At 70.3% G+C, this 14883-nt stretch carries 15 protein-coding genes and 1 pseudogene; 6 read left to right on the forward strand and 10 right to left on the reverse strand.

Features of this window, described 5'->3' with window-relative positions:
• Together VH969_RS01520 and VH969_RS01525 are read left to right on the forward strand one after the other, a co-directional pair.
• Positions 1–444 (forward strand): annotated as a pseudogene (locus tag VH969_RS01520) (HAD family hydrolase); the annotation flags it as partial.
• Positions 445–1333: 889 nt separating this feature from the next.
• A complete protein-coding gene (locus tag VH969_RS01525) occupies positions 1334–1696 on the forward strand; it encodes a helix-turn-helix domain-containing protein (protein WP_331969093.1) in 363 nt (120 codons plus the stop codon).
• A gap of 931 nt (positions 1697–2627) precedes the next feature.
• Here the strand turns inward: VH969_RS01525 and VH969_RS01530 are convergent.
• From VH969_RS01530 to VH969_RS01540, 3 genes are all read right to left on the reverse strand, one after another.
• A complete protein-coding gene (locus VH969_RS01530; RefSeq protein WP_331969096.1) occupies positions 2628–3146 on the reverse strand; it encodes a hypothetical protein in 519 nt (172 codons plus the stop codon).
• 92 nt (positions 3147–3238) lie between these two features.
• Complete coding sequence (gene msrB, locus VH969_RS01535) at positions 3239–3661, reverse strand: peptide-methionine (R)-S-oxide reductase MsrB (RefSeq protein ID WP_331969100.1); 423 nt, start codon at positions 3659–3661, stop codon at positions 3239–3241.
• Positions 3662–3671: 10 nt separating this feature from the next.
• Positions 3672–3995, reverse strand: a complete 324-nt coding sequence (locus tag VH969_RS01540) for a hypothetical protein (RefSeq protein WP_331969103.1) — start codon at positions 3993–3995, stop codon at positions 3672–3674.
• Positions 3996–4017: 22 nt separating this feature from the next.
• Between VH969_RS01540 and ligD the strand changes: the two genes are divergently transcribed.
• Positions 4018–5061: a non-homologous end-joining DNA ligase gene (gene ligD / locus VH969_RS01545; protein WP_331969106.1), complete on the forward strand. Its 1044-nt coding sequence runs from the start codon at positions 4018–4020 to the stop codon at positions 5059–5061.
• Between the two features lies 1 nt (position 5062).
• Here the strand turns inward: ligD and VH969_RS01550 are convergent, their stop codons facing one another.
• Complete coding sequence (locus VH969_RS01550) at positions 5063–5524, reverse strand: Rv1352/Rv1906c domain-containing protein (protein ID WP_331969109.1); 462 nt, start codon at positions 5522–5524, stop codon at positions 5063–5065.
• 210 nt (positions 5525–5734) lie between these two features.
• On the opposite strand from VH969_RS01550, the gene VH969_RS01555 reads away from it, so the two are divergent.
• Positions 5735–5935 (forward strand): DUF8847 domain-containing protein, encoded by a 201-nt coding sequence (locus VH969_RS01555; RefSeq protein ID WP_331969112.1) that lies wholly within the window; start codon positions 5735–5737, stop codon positions 5933–5935.
• A gap of 74 nt (positions 5936–6009) precedes the next feature.
• Here VH969_RS01555 and VH969_RS01560 read toward each other — a convergent pair whose 3' ends face one another.
• Positions 6010–6846: an endonuclease/exonuclease/phosphatase family protein gene (locus VH969_RS01560; RefSeq protein WP_331969115.1), complete on the reverse strand. Its 837-nt coding sequence runs from the start codon at positions 6844–6846 to the stop codon at positions 6010–6012.
• 69 nt (positions 6847–6915) lie between these two features.
• A complete protein-coding gene (locus tag VH969_RS01565; RefSeq protein ID WP_331969118.1) occupies positions 6916–8466 on the reverse strand; it encodes an alpha/beta hydrolase in 1551 nt (516 codons plus the stop codon).
• Between the two features lie 235 nt (positions 8467–8701).
• Here VH969_RS01565 and VH969_RS01570 point away from each other — a divergent pair, with 235 nt between their 5' ends.
• Entirely contained in the window at positions 8702–9766 is a 1065-nt protein-coding gene (locus tag VH969_RS01570; protein ID WP_331969122.1) for an ATP-dependent DNA ligase, read from the forward strand.
• A 36-nt stretch (positions 9767–9802) separates the two neighbouring features.
• Here VH969_RS01570 and VH969_RS01575 read toward each other — a convergent pair whose 3' ends face one another.
• The gene (locus VH969_RS01575; RefSeq protein WP_331969125.1) at positions 9803–10555 is read right to left on the reverse strand and encodes a pyrimidine reductase family protein; all 753 of its coding nucleotides are present in this window, start codon (positions 10553–10555) and stop codon (positions 9803–9805) included.
• Positions 10556–10592: 37 nt separating this feature from the next.
• Entirely contained in the window at positions 10593–10751 is a 159-nt protein-coding gene (locus tag VH969_RS01580) for a hypothetical protein (protein WP_331969128.1), read from the reverse strand.
• Between the two features lie 140 nt (positions 10752–10891).
• Here VH969_RS01580 and VH969_RS01585 point away from each other — a divergent pair, with 140 nt between their 5' ends.
• On the forward strand, positions 10892–12517 hold the full coding sequence (locus VH969_RS01585; protein ID WP_331969131.1) for an ABC-F family ATP-binding cassette domain-containing protein: 1626 nt from the start codon (positions 10892–10894) through the stop codon (positions 12515–12517).
• A 45-nt stretch (positions 12518–12562) separates the two neighbouring features.
• Here VH969_RS01585 and rocD read toward each other — a convergent pair whose 3' ends face one another.
• Positions 12563–13765, reverse strand: coding sequence for an ornithine--oxo-acid transaminase (rocD, locus tag VH969_RS01590; protein WP_331969134.1), 1203 nt, complete (start codon positions 13763–13765; stop codon positions 12563–12565).
• Between the two features lie 112 nt (positions 13766–13877).
• On the reverse strand, positions 13878–14876 hold the full coding sequence (locus VH969_RS01595; protein WP_331969138.1) for a TIGR03842 family LLM class F420-dependent oxidoreductase: 999 nt from the start codon (positions 14874–14876) through the stop codon (positions 13878–13880).
• Positions 14877–14883: the final 7 nt, after the last annotated feature.

A 14883-nucleotide genomic window follows, 5' to 3' on the forward strand; every position in this document is an offset into this window, starting at 1 on the left:
CTTGCCGCCGGGGTGGTCGTCGGGGTGCTGACCAACGGTGAGCACGAGCAGCAGGCCGCGAAGCTCGAGGCGACCGGGTTGGCGAGGGAGGGGCTACGGCTGATCGCGTCGTCCCGGCTGCCGGCCGCCAAGCCGGATCCAGGGGCGTTCATCGCGGCGTGCGACCTGCTCGGCGTCCCGGCTGGCGAACGTCCGTTCGGTGCGCCGGGCGGGATCCGCGGTCAGTGCGACCGCACGCTTCAAGAAGGCGGCCGCGGCTGCCATTCCGCCACGTGCCTGCGCGCGGCCGGACGACGCATCGAGCTCGGCGGCGACCTGTTCGTCCCTGCCAGGGTGGCGTGGGCCTGGTGCCAGGCCCGCCGGTCGGGATCGACCTGGGGGTCTGTTGCCTCGGCCAGCGCGAGGTGGGCCGCCTGGCGCGCTCGGAGCGATGCGGAACGGTAGGCGACCGACCGGACCAGGGGATGCCGGAACCGCACCCGCGCGCCGACCTCCAGCAAGCCTGCTTCTGCGGCCGGTGTCGCCGCCTCGGCTCGAATTCGCAGGCGCTCGGCGGCCCGCCACAGCAGCACCGGATCTCCGACCGGTTCGGCCGCCGCCACGAGCAGCAGCCCCCGGCTCTCGGTGGGAAGCGCTCCGGGCGCCTGCGGAAGCTTTCCTCGATCCGTCCCGACAGCGGCATCGCATCCGGGAGGGCGAATCCGCCGGCCAGCTCAGCTGGCGTCAGGCCCTAGAAAATTTATGGCGGCCGGAGTAGACATCCAGCGGCCGGTGTGTGTAATGTTCTGCTCGTACCGAGAGAGACAACGTTACGCGAGCGCGGGAGATGACGTAACTACCCGCGAGGTGAGGCAACACGGTCAGGCAGCACGGAGCCACGCAGCAGACCGGTTCGGCTGGCGACCGGGCAGGACCCGGGACCATGCAGTGAAGAGGCGAAGAGGTAGCTGGTCCCGAGCTAGTGCAGTGCAAGACGCGGGCGAAGTCTGGTGCCCGTGGAGTAGTGAAGAAGGCGGTCAGGTGTGCCGGAACCGATCAGTGAAGTGGTTCCGGCACACCTGGCTATCAGGTAAGGAATTTCAGGAGAGAAGGGAGAGGGCGCATCATTGGATCGCCCGCCCTGGCTGTCTCTCGCCGGGCGGGTACCGCAGGCCCATCGGATTGGTAGGTGGTTCTCGGTTACTGATACGCGATCCCCGCACGGTCCGTTTCTCGACCGGACATAGCGGGTGCACAACGCCGACTCACGGTCGGCTGACAATGGTGAAACCCAACCCCTGGGCCCCTGGATGCCGTGCCCGGCACCCAGGGGCCCTTATGACGTGGAGGTGGAATGATCCCTGACCAACCCGACGCGACCGCGCCGAACGCGGGCGACAAGTTCGATGATGAGCACTACCCCGGCTATACCATGGGCCGGGCCGCGGACATGCTGGGCACCACCCAGGGATTCCTGCGCAGCCTCGATGAGAACGGGCTGATCCAACCGCAGCGTTCCGCCGGCGGGCACCGCCGCTACTCCCGTCACCAGCTGCGCTTGGCCGCGCGTGTGCGGGAACTGGTCACTCAGGGCACCCCGGTCGACGCGGCCTGCCGCATCATCAGCCTCGAAGACGAACTCCACGAAGCCCAGCAATCTAACGCCCAGCAACGCGACGCCCAAAACCGCGGCGCCGAGATCCGTTCCTCCGAGTGAATCTGTGCTGGTGTGCCTCCCCGCGGCTCACCGGCGCACGACGGAACCGTCGCCGGCGAGATCTGGTCCTTCGGTCGTCCCCGCACCCGCGGGGCTGTTCCCCCGCGCCGACACCGGCGATGATCGACGCGCCGTCGTCCTCGCGCCCGCGGTGGGTGTTCCCACCTGGTAGCCCTGCTCGGGCGGGGATGTCCGCGTCGTCCGTGCGCTCGCGGGTTGTTCCTCGGCCGGGTCGCGCTCATTCGGGCCGGTGGCCGGGCCGACCTCCCCGCGGCGTTGACACCAACGCCACCGACAGCGAACCGGGCGGTGGAGATGCCTTCTCCCGATGGGGCCGCCTGGGTTGCTTGACTCTATGTGACATCGCTCTGCATTCTGGGGAGGTAGTCGTCTCTGGCGGAGATTGGCTGTGACGACAACATCTATGGACGAATCTGCCGCACATCCTGGCTATCTGCCGCAGTTCAGAAGAGTGGCGTCTGTAGCTCAGGACGTGGGCGTGTCTCCGATGACGTTGTATCGGATGATCAGCGAGGGGCAGTATCCGGCGGTTCGGATCCGGACCCGGCTCGTCGTTCCTGTTGAGGACGCCTCCGAGGTGGGGCGTGATCATCTGCCGAGGCTGAGGACTTCCAAACCCGCATGGCCGCCAACACAACGAACCTCGGCCATGATCTCTCCATGACCAGGTTCGAAAGAATCATTCCTGGTGTCCCCGGCAGGATTCGAACCTGTGACCTGCCGCTTAGGAGTTGGTCATTGTCCGGCGATCGAATCAGCCACTCGCGCTGGCAGTTGGCTAGACGCCATTCTTGCTCGGTTGTGTGAGCCGACTTACTGTGCATGAGCAGCGAGTCCCCCCGATAGATGGAGGGGGACCGTGCGTCGGATCATCGTGTTGCCGCTGGTCGGGTTTCCGTTGGAAGTTGGTTCAGCGCTGGCCGCGGTCGCGGAGGTTGTTGCGGGCGTCGCGCCTGAGCGGCTTGTGATCGCGGGTCTGCGGTTCGGGCCGGCTGGGTGCGCAATTGATGGTCGGGTGGGGGTCGGCGAGCGGGAGTTGGTGGCGGCTGTTGATCAGCTTCGCGCCACACATCGGGGAGCGATCGACGTCTTGGGCCTGGACGAGTTGCATCGGCTGGCTGGCGAGCGATGTGGCCGCGGTGTCGGCGAGCAACTGGGCCTTCAGCCCGTACCCACCGTGTACGGTGTCGCGCCCGGCTGGTCGGTTGTCGCGCGCCGACGGCGGGTCCGGCCAGGCACCTTGCCAGCCGGTACGAGTGCTCTTTCCGCGGCGCGTGCTCTTGGTGGTTCGGTCGTCCTCGGTGACTCCGGGCGTCTGGGTGTCGGGCGAGTTGTGACCAGGCACGCGGACGCGGTGGAGACACTCATGGGTGTGGAAGCCGGCGCGCCGGTCGACGAGACCACTGTCGACGCTCGGGTTGATCGGCACCGGTACTCCGAGCGGGGACTCGTCGTCCTCACGATCGACGACGACGGGCAAGCGAGCGCGGAGTGCCAGACGCTCTGACAGGGTTGGCTCTGCTACTGCAGTTCGTCCGGGATGAGCTTCAGGCTGATCGAGTTGATGCAGTAGCGCTGGTCGGTGGGTGTGGGGTAGCCCTCGCCTTCGAAGACGTGGCCCAGGTGGCTGTGGCAGTTGGCGCAGAGGACCTCGGTGCGGGCCATGCCCAGGGAGCGGTCCTCGCGGAGGATGACCGCCGCGTTCTCGGGGGCGTAGAACGACGGCCAGCCGCAATGCGAGTCGAACTTGGTGTCGCTTCGGAAGAGTTCCGCGCCGCAGGCCCGGCATTCGTAGACGCCGACCGCCTTGGTGTCGGTGTACTCGCCGGTCCACGGGCGCTCCGTGCCGGCCTGGCGCAGGACCGCGTACTCCTCGGGCGTCAGCTCCTTGCGCCATTCCTCGTCCGTCTTCACCACGTTCGGGGCGGCTAGCTCCTGGCTCATGCCATCCACGTTACTTGGCGAGCGCCGAGATCGCGTACACCAGCGCGTCCCACAACGTCACGGTCACGCCCAGCAGGATCAGCAGCACGAGGATGCTCGCCATCAGCTTGCGATGCCCGCCCAGCCGGTTCGCGGACGCGGCGAAGTCCGTCATGTCCGACAGGTAGCCCTCGACCGTGAAGCTGGGGTGCACCTGACGCTGCCGCTGGAGGTGCTCGGCGAAGGCCCGGGCCTCCGGATCGTTCGGGTCCAGGCCCAGCAACTCGTCGCTGAACAGCGGATCCACCCCGCGGCGCGGGTTCTCCTCCGGCTCCTGGATCCCGTTCACCGACATGCCCCCACGGTAACCTGACGCCGTGGCGGAGGCGATCGAACTGACCGTGGGCGAGCGCACGGTCCGGGTGTCCAACCCGGGCAAGACCTACTTCGCGGAGAAGGGGATCACCAAGGGCGACGTCGTCCAGTACTTCCTCGCCGTGGGCGAGGGCATCCTGGGCGCGCTGCGCGACCGGCCGACCACGCTCGAGCGCTGGCCGGGCGGCGTCTTCGAGGGCGCCAAGCTCTCCACCCGCGCCGACAACCGCGGCGACGCCTTCTACCAGAAGCGCGCTCCCAAGGGCGCCCCCGACTACGTCGAGACCGCCCGCATCACCTTCCCCAGCGGCCGGCCCGCCGACGAGGTCTGCCCGACCGAGCTCGCCGTGGTCGCCTGGGCGGTCAACCTCGGCACGCTGACCTTCCACCCCTGGCCGGTCCGCCGACCGGAGGTCGACCACCCCGACCAGCTGCGCGTCGACCTCGACCCCCAGCCAGGGACGTCGTTCAAGGACGCCGTCACGGTGGCCCACGAGCTGCGCGGGCTTCTCGACGAGCTCGGCATGGCCGGCTTCCCGAAGACGTCCGGCGGCCGCGGCATGCACGTCTACGTCCCGATCGAGCCGCGCTGGAGCTTCGTCGAGGCGCGCCGGGCGCTGATCGCGCTCGGCCGGGAGCTCGCCCGGCGCATGCCCGACCAGGTGACCGTCAACTGGTGGAAGGAGGAGCGCGGCGAGCGGATCTTCATCGACTTCAACCAGATGGCCCGCGACCGCACGATCGCCTGCGCCTACTCGATCCGCCCGACGCCCCGCGCGCTCGTCTCCGCCCCGCTGACCTGGGACGAGATCGACGACGTCGCGCCCGGCGACTTCGACGTGCACACGATGCCGGCCCGCTTCGCGAAGGTCGGTGACCTGCACGCCGGCGTCGCCGAGCAGGCCTACTCGCTCGAGCCGCTCCTGGAGATGGTGGCCCGCGACGAGCGCGACGGCCAGGGCGACATGCCCTACCCGCCCGAGTACCCGAAGATGGCCGGCGAGCCCAAGCGCGTCCAGCCGTCGCGGGCACGCCCGGCGGAGTGAGTCAGGTCCCGCGGCGCCACGGCAGGCAGCCGGCCGAGTCGATGCGCTCGCCCTTGCGGACGGTCACCGAGCCCGGCTTGTTGACCACGCCGTTCTTGATCACGTCGCCGCGCGCGTCGCTGCGGCTCCAGTAGCAGCCGCCGGCGTTCGTGCCGTTCGGGCCCTCTGTCCGGTAGGTCCCGGGCTGCACGTCCACGCCCACCAGGAACAGGCCGTCGGAGAACTCCGCCTTCGGGCCCGGAGGCGGAGTCGCGGTCACCGTCGCGGTGATCGTCTTCGTCTCGAACTGGGTCGCGGTGATCGTCACCCGGGTCGCGGCGGGCGGCTCGCCCCCGGACGAGTTGGAGCTCGCGACAGTCCCCACGATCGCGGCCACCGCGGTGACCACGATCCCCGCGACGGTCAGGACCAGCCACGGCCAGAGTGGCCACCGGTGCCCCGTACCGCTGGTCTCCTTCTCCATTCCCGCTCCTTGCGCCGCTGCCTGGCAGTCGTCACGTCGTCCGTTTCCGTTACGGTTTCACCGAACGTGCCCCGGTCTGGCGCCGTTCCAACGCCCTGACCACGGATTTCTAGCCGCGCACGACCCGATGGTGCGAACCGGAGTTGATTTCGGCCCACTCAAGAGGAAGCATCGATAGGGACCGGCGAACTCCGAGCCGAGAGGGGCATCGTGTCGCAGCCGTACGTCGTTCGCTATGTCGGCGGGCCACTCGACGGTCGGGTGGACACGCTGGCCGAGCTGCCCGACGAACCGCGCAGCACGGTGACCCACGTGCACCTGCACGAAGGTCCGAAGATCGTTCATCACTACGACCTCTGCTACGCCGTCGAGTACGGCTGCGAGTACCGCGTCCGCGCCGAGGAAGAGTAGTACTGACGGCGTTCGCGCAATACGCCCATTCGTGGTCGAAACGCGGCCAATCCGGCCACGCACCGCGAGATCGGCTAGCGATGTACCGCCAGATCGGTGACAACAGGACGGTGATCGGAGGCCAATGTGTCGACGACCACCGAATCGAGCGCCCGCACTCCCGGTGAGACGGTGACGTAGTCGATCCGCTTCTGGGGCACGTCCGCCGGATACGTCAGGCCGGGTTCGGCCGACGTCCACGCATCTGACAGGTGCATCCACAGTGGAGCGAGTTCGGGTGCGTCCGGCTCCGCGTTGAAGTCGCCCAGCAGCACCTGCCGCGCGCCGCCCGGGTCCTCGGACAGGATCCGCAACGTGTCGGCAACCTGCATCTCCCGCACCGCGGGGTCCGGCCGGTAGTCGAGGTGTGTCGTGTAGACGTGCACGGGGATCCCGTGCACCAGCACGACCGCCTCGGCGAACCCGGGCGCCGGCGCGGGCACCGGGTTCGGGTCCTGGGTGGACAGTCGGGTGATCCAGTGGTTCTCCGCGCGCAGGATCGGGTAGCGGCTCAGCACCGCGACCCCGTACCGCCGCCGCGGCGCGCCCTCGGTCAGCGGCGGCAGGTCGTAGATCGGCGCGAAGAACACCCGCATGTGCAACAACTCCGCGAGGTCGCGAGCCTCGTCGCGGAAGTCGCTTCGCGCGTCCCAGTGCACGTCGACCTCCTCGAGGCCGACGACGTCAGCGCCGCTGTCGCGGATCACCGTCGCGGTCCGGGCGAGGTCCAGCGCGCCGTCGGAGCCGATGCCGGTGTGGATGTTGTAGTTCATCACCCGCAGCGCGACGTCGCGGCCGGGCGTGGCCGACGCCGCGGGGGTGGCGACGGACAGGGCGAGAAGTGCGGCCAGGAGCAGGGAAATCCGGCGCATTCGAAGACCTTTCGTGCAGTGCCCGTGAAGTGCCTGTGCAGTGCCTGTGAAGCGCCCGTGCCGGGCACGTCAGGGTGGGCAGACCGTCCCGTTCCGCGGCACTTTAGCGTCGGAGAGGAAACTCAGGGCGGCATCGGTGGCACAGGCGGAGTAACCGAGGGCCCCGTGCCCGCCGCCCTGCCACGACACGTACACGCCGGAGTCGAGCTGTTGCACGGCCCGCTCGGTGCCCTCCTCCGGCGTGACCGGGTCGGCCGCGGTGCCGAGCACGAGGATCGGGGGCGCGCCGGCCGCGGTCGGCGTCGGCAGCGGCTGGTTCGGCACGGTCCACGGGCTGCACAGCGCGAGCCGCTCCACGACGAGCGCGCCGAAGAGCGGGTACTTCTTCGCCCAGTCCTCGCCGTACTGCTTGATCCGCTCCGGCGACAGCCGGGTCTTGGTGTCGTTGCAGGTGGTCACGAGCACCGAGTCCAGGGTCGCGACCTGCTCCTTCGTCCCGATCACCACCGGCACGAGCAGGTCGACGAGCCCCGAGGGGTCGCGGTCGTGCGCCTTGGCCAGCGCCTGGGACAGGGCGGGCCACGTGGCCCGGTCCGACAGCGCTATCAGGACCGCGTGCATGGCCGACCCGGCGGTGATGTCGAGCTCCTCGGGGTCGGTGACTGGGTTCTCGCGCAGCTCGCCGAGCAGGTTGAGCAGCGCCCGCTTGGGCTGGGTGCCGACCTCGCAGCCGCGGCCGATGCAGTCCGAGGAGAACGCGTTGAACGCCGCCTCCGCGCCCTTGGCCACGCCCTCGAGCGAGGTCGCCGCGTCCTGCGTCGGGTCGGGCAGCCCGTCGAGGACGAGCCGGCCGACGCGCTCGGGGAAGCGGTCGGCGAAGACGGACAGCACCCGCGAGCCCTCACCGTGCCCTATGCCGTTCAGCTTCGGCACACCGAGCGCGTCGCGCAGCGTCTCGAGGTCGGCGGCGGTGCGCCAGGTGTCGAACGCGGGGAGCTGGGTCTCCAGCTGGATCGAGCACTGCTGGCCCGCGGTCTGCGCGGCCTGCAGCCACACGTCGATCGGCAGGTCGGCGGGGTCGGGATCCACCATCGCGCGCCGGATCTCCTCGGGCACGCAGCCCGCGGGCGCCGACTTGCCGGTGCCCCGGCGGTCCACGCCGATCAGCGTGAACTTCTCGAAGAACTCCTGGGGTAGCGACTTGGCGAGGTGAGCGGCGTAGATCGAGCCCGGCATCCCGTCGATGTCGTTGACGACGACCAGCGGCACGTTGCCCGACCCGACCCGCAGCAGCTGCAGCCGGGTGTTGCCGCGGCCGGGCGCGTACGGCGAGTCGAGGATCGCGTTGATCTTGCCGCACTGCACGGTCAGCCAGCCGGGCAGCGCCTCGGCGGCGAGCTGGACGCGGATGTCCTCCGGACACGACCGCCAGGCCATGCCCTGGGTCATCTCCTCCAGCTTCGGCACCTCGGGCTTGCCGCCGGACTTCTGCGTGGTCGCGGCCGGAGCGTCGTGCACGACGATGCCGGGGCGGGCGGACGGACCGGCGGTGCAGGCGGTCGCCAGGCCGGCGGTGACGAACAGGAGGGCGATCCGCCTCGCCCAGCGCCGGCCGGTCAACAAAGTCCTCCCCAAACACCTGGTGAGTCCGCAGCGTCGCACGCGCGCGGTGAGGCTGCGGTGAGCGCGGTGGCGCGGATCGTCGGCACCGTGAGCGAGAGTGGAGCCGCGTCCGCCGTCTGGACTGACGAGCAGCGCAGCCGTGAGGAACGATCGGCGAGCAGCGCGGGAGGGAAGACGGCGGGGTTGCGGCGGAGCGCAGCGAACCATGGACACTGTGCGTAAGAATGGCCGGGTGCAGCTGCCTGTGATGCCACCCGTGTCCCCCATGCTGGCCAAGGCCGTCCCGTCGATCCCGGACGGCCAGTTCTACGAGCCGAAGTGGGACGGCTTCCGCTCGATCATCTTCCGGGACGGCGACGAGGTCGAGATCGGCAGCCGCAACGAGCGGCCGATGACCCGGTACTTCCCGGAGGTCGTCGAGGCGGTCAAGGCCAACCTGCCGCAGCGGTGCGTGATCGACGGCGAGATCGTGATCGCCAGCACCGAGAAGAAGGGCCTCGACTGGGAGGCGCTGCAGCAGCGGATCCACCCCGCGGCGAGCCGGGTGAAGCTGCTGAGCGAGCAGACGCCAGCGAGCTTCGTGGCCTTCGACCTGCTGGCGCTCGGCGACGAGTCGTACCTGGAGCGCCCGTTCGGCGAGCGCCGTGCCGCGCTGGAGAAAGCGCTGGCGTCGGCGACGGCGCCGGTCCACCTCACGCTCGGCACGACCGACAAGGACAAGGCGGCCGAATGGTTCGACCTGTTCGAGGGCGCCGGGCTCGACGGGCTGATCGCCAAGCACCTCGACGAGACGTACCAGCCGGACAAGCGGGTGATGAAGAAGATCAAGCACGAGCGCACCGCGGACTGCGTGCTCGCCGGGTACCGGGTGCACAAGTCCGGCCCGGACCGGATCGGCTCGCTGCTGCTCGGGCTGTACAACGAGGAGGGCAAGCTCGCGTCGGTCGGCGTGGTCGGGGCGTTCCCGATGGAGCGGCGCAAGGAGCTGATGGTCGAGCTGCAGCCGCTGGTCACGACGTTCGACGACCACCCGTGGGCGTGGGCGGCGCACGAGGCGGGGGAGCGGACGCCGCGCAAGAACGAGGTCAGCCGGTGGAACGCGGGCAAGGACCTGTCGTTCATTCCGCTGCGCCCGGAGCGGGTGCTCGAGGTGCGCTACGACTACATGGAGGGCCCGCGCTTCCGGCACACGACGCAGTTCGTCCGCTGGCGCCCGGACCGCGAGCCGGAGTCGTGCACCTACGACCAGCTGGAGCAGCCGGTTCGCTTCGACATCGCGGACATCCTCAAACCGTAGGCCGCAAGCTGGGGTCACGAGCCGAGAACCCGCCGCTCAAGAAGGCTGCCGGCGGTAGCGCAACATCAGGAAGCCCTCGTCGGTGAGGACGGACGCGAGGTCCATCCGCAGTGGCTCGGGCGGGAAGACGCCCTCGGCGATGCGCGGGGCGTCGCCGCCCATGAGCAGGGGGGCGAGGGTCAGGCACAGCTGGTCGACGAGGTTCTGCGCCATCAGCTCGCCGAACAGGTGCGGGCCGCCCTCGCAGCAGACGCGGTGCAGGCCGCGCTCGCCGAGCTCCGCGAGCGCGCGGTGCAGGTCGACCTTCTCCTCGCCGGCGACGATCACCTCGGCGCCCGCCTCGGTCAGGTCGTCGCGGGAGCGGGCCGGCGCGGCCTTCGTGGTCAGCACGATCGGCGGCACCAGCGTGTCGGCGACGAGCGGGGTGAGCGGCCCGATCGAGCAGCGGCCGGTCACCACGGCGATCGGCGGGAGCTCGGACAGGCCCAGCCGGGCACGGCGCTCGGCGCGCACCTCGGTCCGCTTGACGCCTCGATAGCCCTCGACGACCGCGGTGCCCGCGCCGACGAGCACGACGTCGGCCAGGTCGCGGCCGAGCGCGAAGATCTTCTTGTCCGCGGGGCTGGACAAACCCGCCGACCGGCCGGACGCGGTGGCCGCGCCGTCCGCGCTGCTCACGAAGTTGACCTGTACCCACGGACGGTCGAGCTCCGGCGGGTAGGCGTAGATCTCCTCGAGCTCGCGGTCGCTCAGGGGCGGGGCGTCCGCGTTCAGCGGCAGGAGGTGCACCGGTTCATCTCAGCACGCCGCCGGGGCGGCTGCGCGGTCAGCGGCGCTTGCCGTTGCGGTGCTGGTTGACCAGCGCCCACACCGAGACAGCCTGGCTCGACTCGCCGGCGCGCGATCGTCGGGCGAGCGGCTCGGACCGGTCGGCGCCCGCCTCGAGCTCCTGGCGGATCTGGTCGTAGATCGGGGTGTCGGTCAACGCCAATCCCTTCCCGTCGCAGCAGCCCTCGCAGGCTACGCAGCGTACTCTCTTCGATCCGCAGCGACGCACGGCCTCCCCTTGTGCGAGCAGCGGAAAACCGTTCGCGTCCGGCCGTCGGATAACGGACGATTTCCGGAATGGGCACGGGTTTCCTCGAGGCGAACGGGCTGGGTCATCGGCTCGACGACGGGCGTGAGCTGTTCGCCGACGTGTCGTTCCGGGTGAGCACCGGCCAGGTCGTCGCGCTCGTCGGCGCCAACGGTGCCGGCAAGACCACGTTGCTGCGGATGCTCGCGCGGGAGCTCGCGCCGCGTGCCGGTGGGCTCACCGTCCAGGGCGGGCTCGCGGTGATGCCGCAGTTCATCGGGTCGGTGCGCGACGACCGGACGGTCCGCGACCTGCTGCTCGCGGTCGCCTCGCCCGCGCTGCGCTCGGCCGCCGCCGGGCTCGAGGCAGCTGAGCTCGCGCTGATGGACGCCGACGACGAGCCGACGCAGCTGCGGTACGCGAACGCCCTGCACGAGTGGGGCGAGGCCGGCGGGTACGACGCCGATGTCCTGTGGGACACGGTGACCGTGGCCGCGCTCGGCGTGCCGTTCGACCGCGCGCGGTTCCGCGAGGTGCGGACGCTCTCCGGCGGCGAGCAGAAGCGGCTGGTGCTGGAGGCCATGCTGACCGGCCCGGAGCAGGTGCTGCTGCTCGACGAGCCGGACAACTACCTCGACGTGCCCGGCAAGCGGTGGCTGGAGGGCCGGCTCGCGGAGAGCGGCAAGGCGGTGCTGCTGGTCAGCCACGACCGGGAGCTGCTCGCGGCCGTGGCGACGCACGTGGTGACGCTCGAGGGCGGCACGACGTGGGTGCACGGCGGCGGCTTCGGCACGTGGCACGAGGCGCGGCTGGCGCGCTGGGAGCGGATGGCGGAGGTGCGCCGGCGGTGGGACGAGGAGCACGAGCGGCTCAAGGAACTGGTCCGGTGGCTGCAGCAGCTGGCGAAGACCAGCGAGGCGATGGCCCCGAAGTACAGGGCGGCGCAGACGCGGCTGCGGAGGTTCGAGGAGGCCGGGCCGCCGCCGATGCCGCCGCGGGAGGAGCGGGTGCGACCGCGGTTGCGCGGCGGGCGGACAGGACTGCGCGCGATCACGTGTGAGGCACTCGAGCTGACCGGGTTGATGAAGCCGTTCGATCTCGAGGTGTTCTTCGCCGACCGCGTGTGCGTGCTGGGGTCGAACGGGTCGGGCAAGAGCCACTTCGTACGGCTGCTGGCCGGTGATCCCGTCGAGCACACCGGCGTGGCGCGCCTGGGCGCGCGCGTGGTGCCGGGACTGTTCGCGCAGACCCACCAGCATCCGGAGTGGGTCGGCCGCACGCTGACCGACATCCTGTGGCAGGGCGACGACTCCCGGTCCGGCATGGATCAGGGCAGGGCGTCGGCGGTGCTGTCCCGGTACGGCCTCGCCGCGGCTCGCGAGCAGCGGTTCGAGACGCTGTCGGGCGGGCAGCAGGCGCGGTTCCAGATCCTGCTGCTGGAGCTGTCCGGCGCGACGCTGCTCCTGCTCGACGAGCCGACCGACAACCTGGACCTGACGTCGGCGGAGGCGTTGCAGGACGCGCTGGAGTCCTATGAGGGCACGGTGGTGGCGGTGACGCACGACCGGTGGTTCGCCCGCTCCTTCGACCGGTACCTGGTGTTCCGCTCGGACGGCGTCGTGTCCGAAGTAGACACCCCGGTGTGGGACGAGGGCCGGGTGCAGCGCGCCCGCTGAGCCGCGGCCGCTGGTCGCCGACCGGGCCACTGTGGTCAGGACACGCTAGCCGGCCAGTACGTCGGCGATCGTGTCGATGCCGTGGTCCAGGTCGGCCTGCGAGATCACCAGTGGCGGCGCCACGCGCAGCGTCGTGTCGTGTGTCTCCTTGCAGAGCACGCCGCGCTCCATCAGCGTCTCGCTGATCTCGCGCGCGCGCCGGCCCGGCGCGATCTCCACGCCCGCCCACAGGCCACGCCCGCGGACCTCGGCGACCCCGCGCCCGACGAGCTCGCCGAGCCGGCGGTGCAGGTGCTCGCCGAGCGTCCGCGACCGCTCCTGGATCTCGCCCGTCTCGAGCAGCTTGATGACCGCCCGGCCGATGGCGCACGCCAGCGGGTTGCCACCGAAGGTCGAGCCGTGCTCGCCCGGCCGGAGCACTCCGAGCACGTCGCGGCGGCCGACCACCGCGGACACCGGCAGGATGCCGCCGCCGAGGGCCTTGCCCAGGGTGTACAGGTCCGCGCGGATGCCCTCGTGCTCGGACGCGAACAGCGTGCCGGTCCGCGCGAGGCCGGACTGGATCTCGTCGGCGATCAGCAGGATGTTGTTGTCGTCGCAGAGCTGGCGGACCTCGCGCAGGTAACCGGCCGGCGGCACGAGCACGCCCGCTTCGCCCTGCACGGGCTCGACCAGCACGGCAGCGGTGCGCGGCGAGATCGCCGCTTCCAGCGCCTGCAGGTCGCCGTACTTCACCACCTGGAAGCCCGGCGTGTACGGCCCGAAGTCGTTGCGCGCCACCGAGTCCGTGGAGAACGAGATGATCGTCGTGGTCCGGCCGTGGAAGTTCGAGCCGGCCACGATGATCTCCGCGGTGCCGTCCGGCACGCCCTTGACCTGGTACGCCCACTTGCGCGCGACCTTGATCGCCGACTCGACGGCCTCGGCGCCCGAGTTCATCGGCAGCACCATCTCGGTGCCGGTGAGCTCGGCGAGCTCGCGGCAGAACAGCCCCAGCTGGTCGTGGTGGAAGGCGCGGCTGGTCAGCGTCACGCGCCCCAGCTGCTCGACGGCGGCGGCGATGAGCGCGGGGTGCCGGTGGCCGAAGTTGAGCGCCGAGTACCCGGCCAGGAAGTCCAGGTACCGCTTGCCGGCCACGTCGGTCACCCACGCGCCCTCGGCCGCCGCGATGACCACGGGCAGCGGGTGGTAGTTGTGCGTGCTCCACGCCTCGTCGAGCGCGATCAGGTCGGCGGCATTCTGTGGCATACCAGCTGGCATACGACCAGGTTAAGGCCCGGCGCCGATGGTTTCATCCGCAGACCATTGCGCGGAGCGTGCCATCGTTGCGTCGTTCGAGCCGATCGCGACCGATCGTTGCTCAAGTCGTGAGCTTGGGGATGATTTCGTTCCCGTACGCCGCCAGAGTCTGCTCCTTCTGATCGTGCATGAGGTAGACGGCGAACTGGTCGACACCCAGCTCGGCCAGCTCGGTCAGCCGGTCCACGTGCGCGGCCGGCGGGCCGAGCAGGCAGAACCGGTCGACGATCTGGTCGGGCACGAAGTCCGTCGACGGGTTGCCGGCCTTGCCGTGGTGGGCGTAGTCGTAGCCCTCCCGCTCGCGGATGTAGTCGGTCAGCTCGTGCGGCACCGGGCCGGACTCGCCGTACCGCGCGACGAGGTCCGCCACGTGGTTGCCGACCATCCCGCCGAACCAGCGCAGCTGGTCGCGCTGGTGCGGCAGGTCGTCGCCCACGTACGCGGGCGCGGCGACGCACATGGTGATGCCACCCGGGTCCCGCCCGGCATCGCGTGCCGCGGTGCGGACGGACTCGATGGTCCATCGCGCGATCGCCGGGTCCGCGGTCTGCAGGATGAACCCGTCGGCGTGCTCGCCGACCAGCTTGAGCGCCTTCGGCCCGTACGCGGCCATCCAGATCTCGAGCCGCCCGTCGCGTACCCACGGAATCCGCACCGGCGCACCGTGATGCTCGACCTCCCGCCCCTCGGCCAGCTCCCGGATCACGTGCATGGAATCACGCAGCACCGACAGGTTCGCGGGCTTCTGGCCGATGACCCGCCGGGCCGAGTCGCCGCGCCCGATCCCGCACACCGTGCGGTTGCCGAACATGTCGTTCAGCGTGGCGAACAGCGACGCGGTGACCGACCAGTCCCGGGTGGACGGGTTGGTGACCATCGGCCCGACGACCATCGACTTCGTCTGCGCCAGGATCTGCGAGTAGATGACGAACGGCTCCTGCCACAGCACGCACGAGTCGAACGTCCAGCCGTAGTTGAAACCCAGCCCCTCCGCGGATCTCATCAGCCGGACGACCTCGCTCGCCGGCGGGTCCGTCTGCAGCACGACACCGAAGTCCATCAAGGAC

Origin of the sequence: Actinophytocola sp., from assembly GCF_036555685.1 — a bacterium.
In the GTDB taxonomy this organism is placed as follows: Bacteria; Actinomycetota; Actinomycetes; order Mycobacteriales; family Pseudonocardiaceae; genus Actinophytocola.

What these genes read in the sequence shown, in the direction of transcription:
- VH969_RS01525 (WP_331969093.1), top strand. Translation starts at nt 1,334, where the DNA reads ATGATCCCTGACCAACCCGACGCGACCGCGCCGAACGCGGGCGACAAG.
- VH969_RS01560 (WP_331969115.1), bottom strand. Translation starts at nt 6,846, where the DNA reads ATGCGCCGGATTTCCCTGCTCCTGGCCGCACTTCTCGCCCTGTCCGTC.
- rocD (WP_331969134.1), bottom strand. Translation starts at nt 13,765, where the DNA reads ATGCCACAGAATGCCGCCGACCTGATCGCGCTCGACGAGGCGTGGAGC.
- VH969_RS01550 (WP_331969109.1), bottom strand. Translation starts at nt 5,524, where the DNA reads ATGGAGAAGGAGACCAGCGGTACGGGGCACCGGTGGCCACTCTGGCCG.
- VH969_RS01540 (WP_331969103.1), bottom strand. Translation starts at nt 3,995, where the DNA reads ATGTCGGTGAACGGGATCCAGGAGCCGGAGGAGAACCCGCGCCGCGGG.
- msrB (WP_331969100.1), bottom strand. Translation starts at nt 3,661, where the DNA reads ATGAGCCAGGAGCTAGCCGCCCCGAACGTGGTGAAGACGGACGAGGAA.
- VH969_RS01585 (WP_331969131.1), top strand. Translation starts at nt 10,892, where the DNA reads ATGGGCACGGGTTTCCTCGAGGCGAACGGGCTGGGTCATCGGCTCGAC.
- VH969_RS01595 (WP_331969138.1), bottom strand. Translation starts at nt 14,876, where the DNA reads ATGGACTTCGGTGTCGTGCTGCAGACGGACCCGCCGGCGAGCGAGGTC.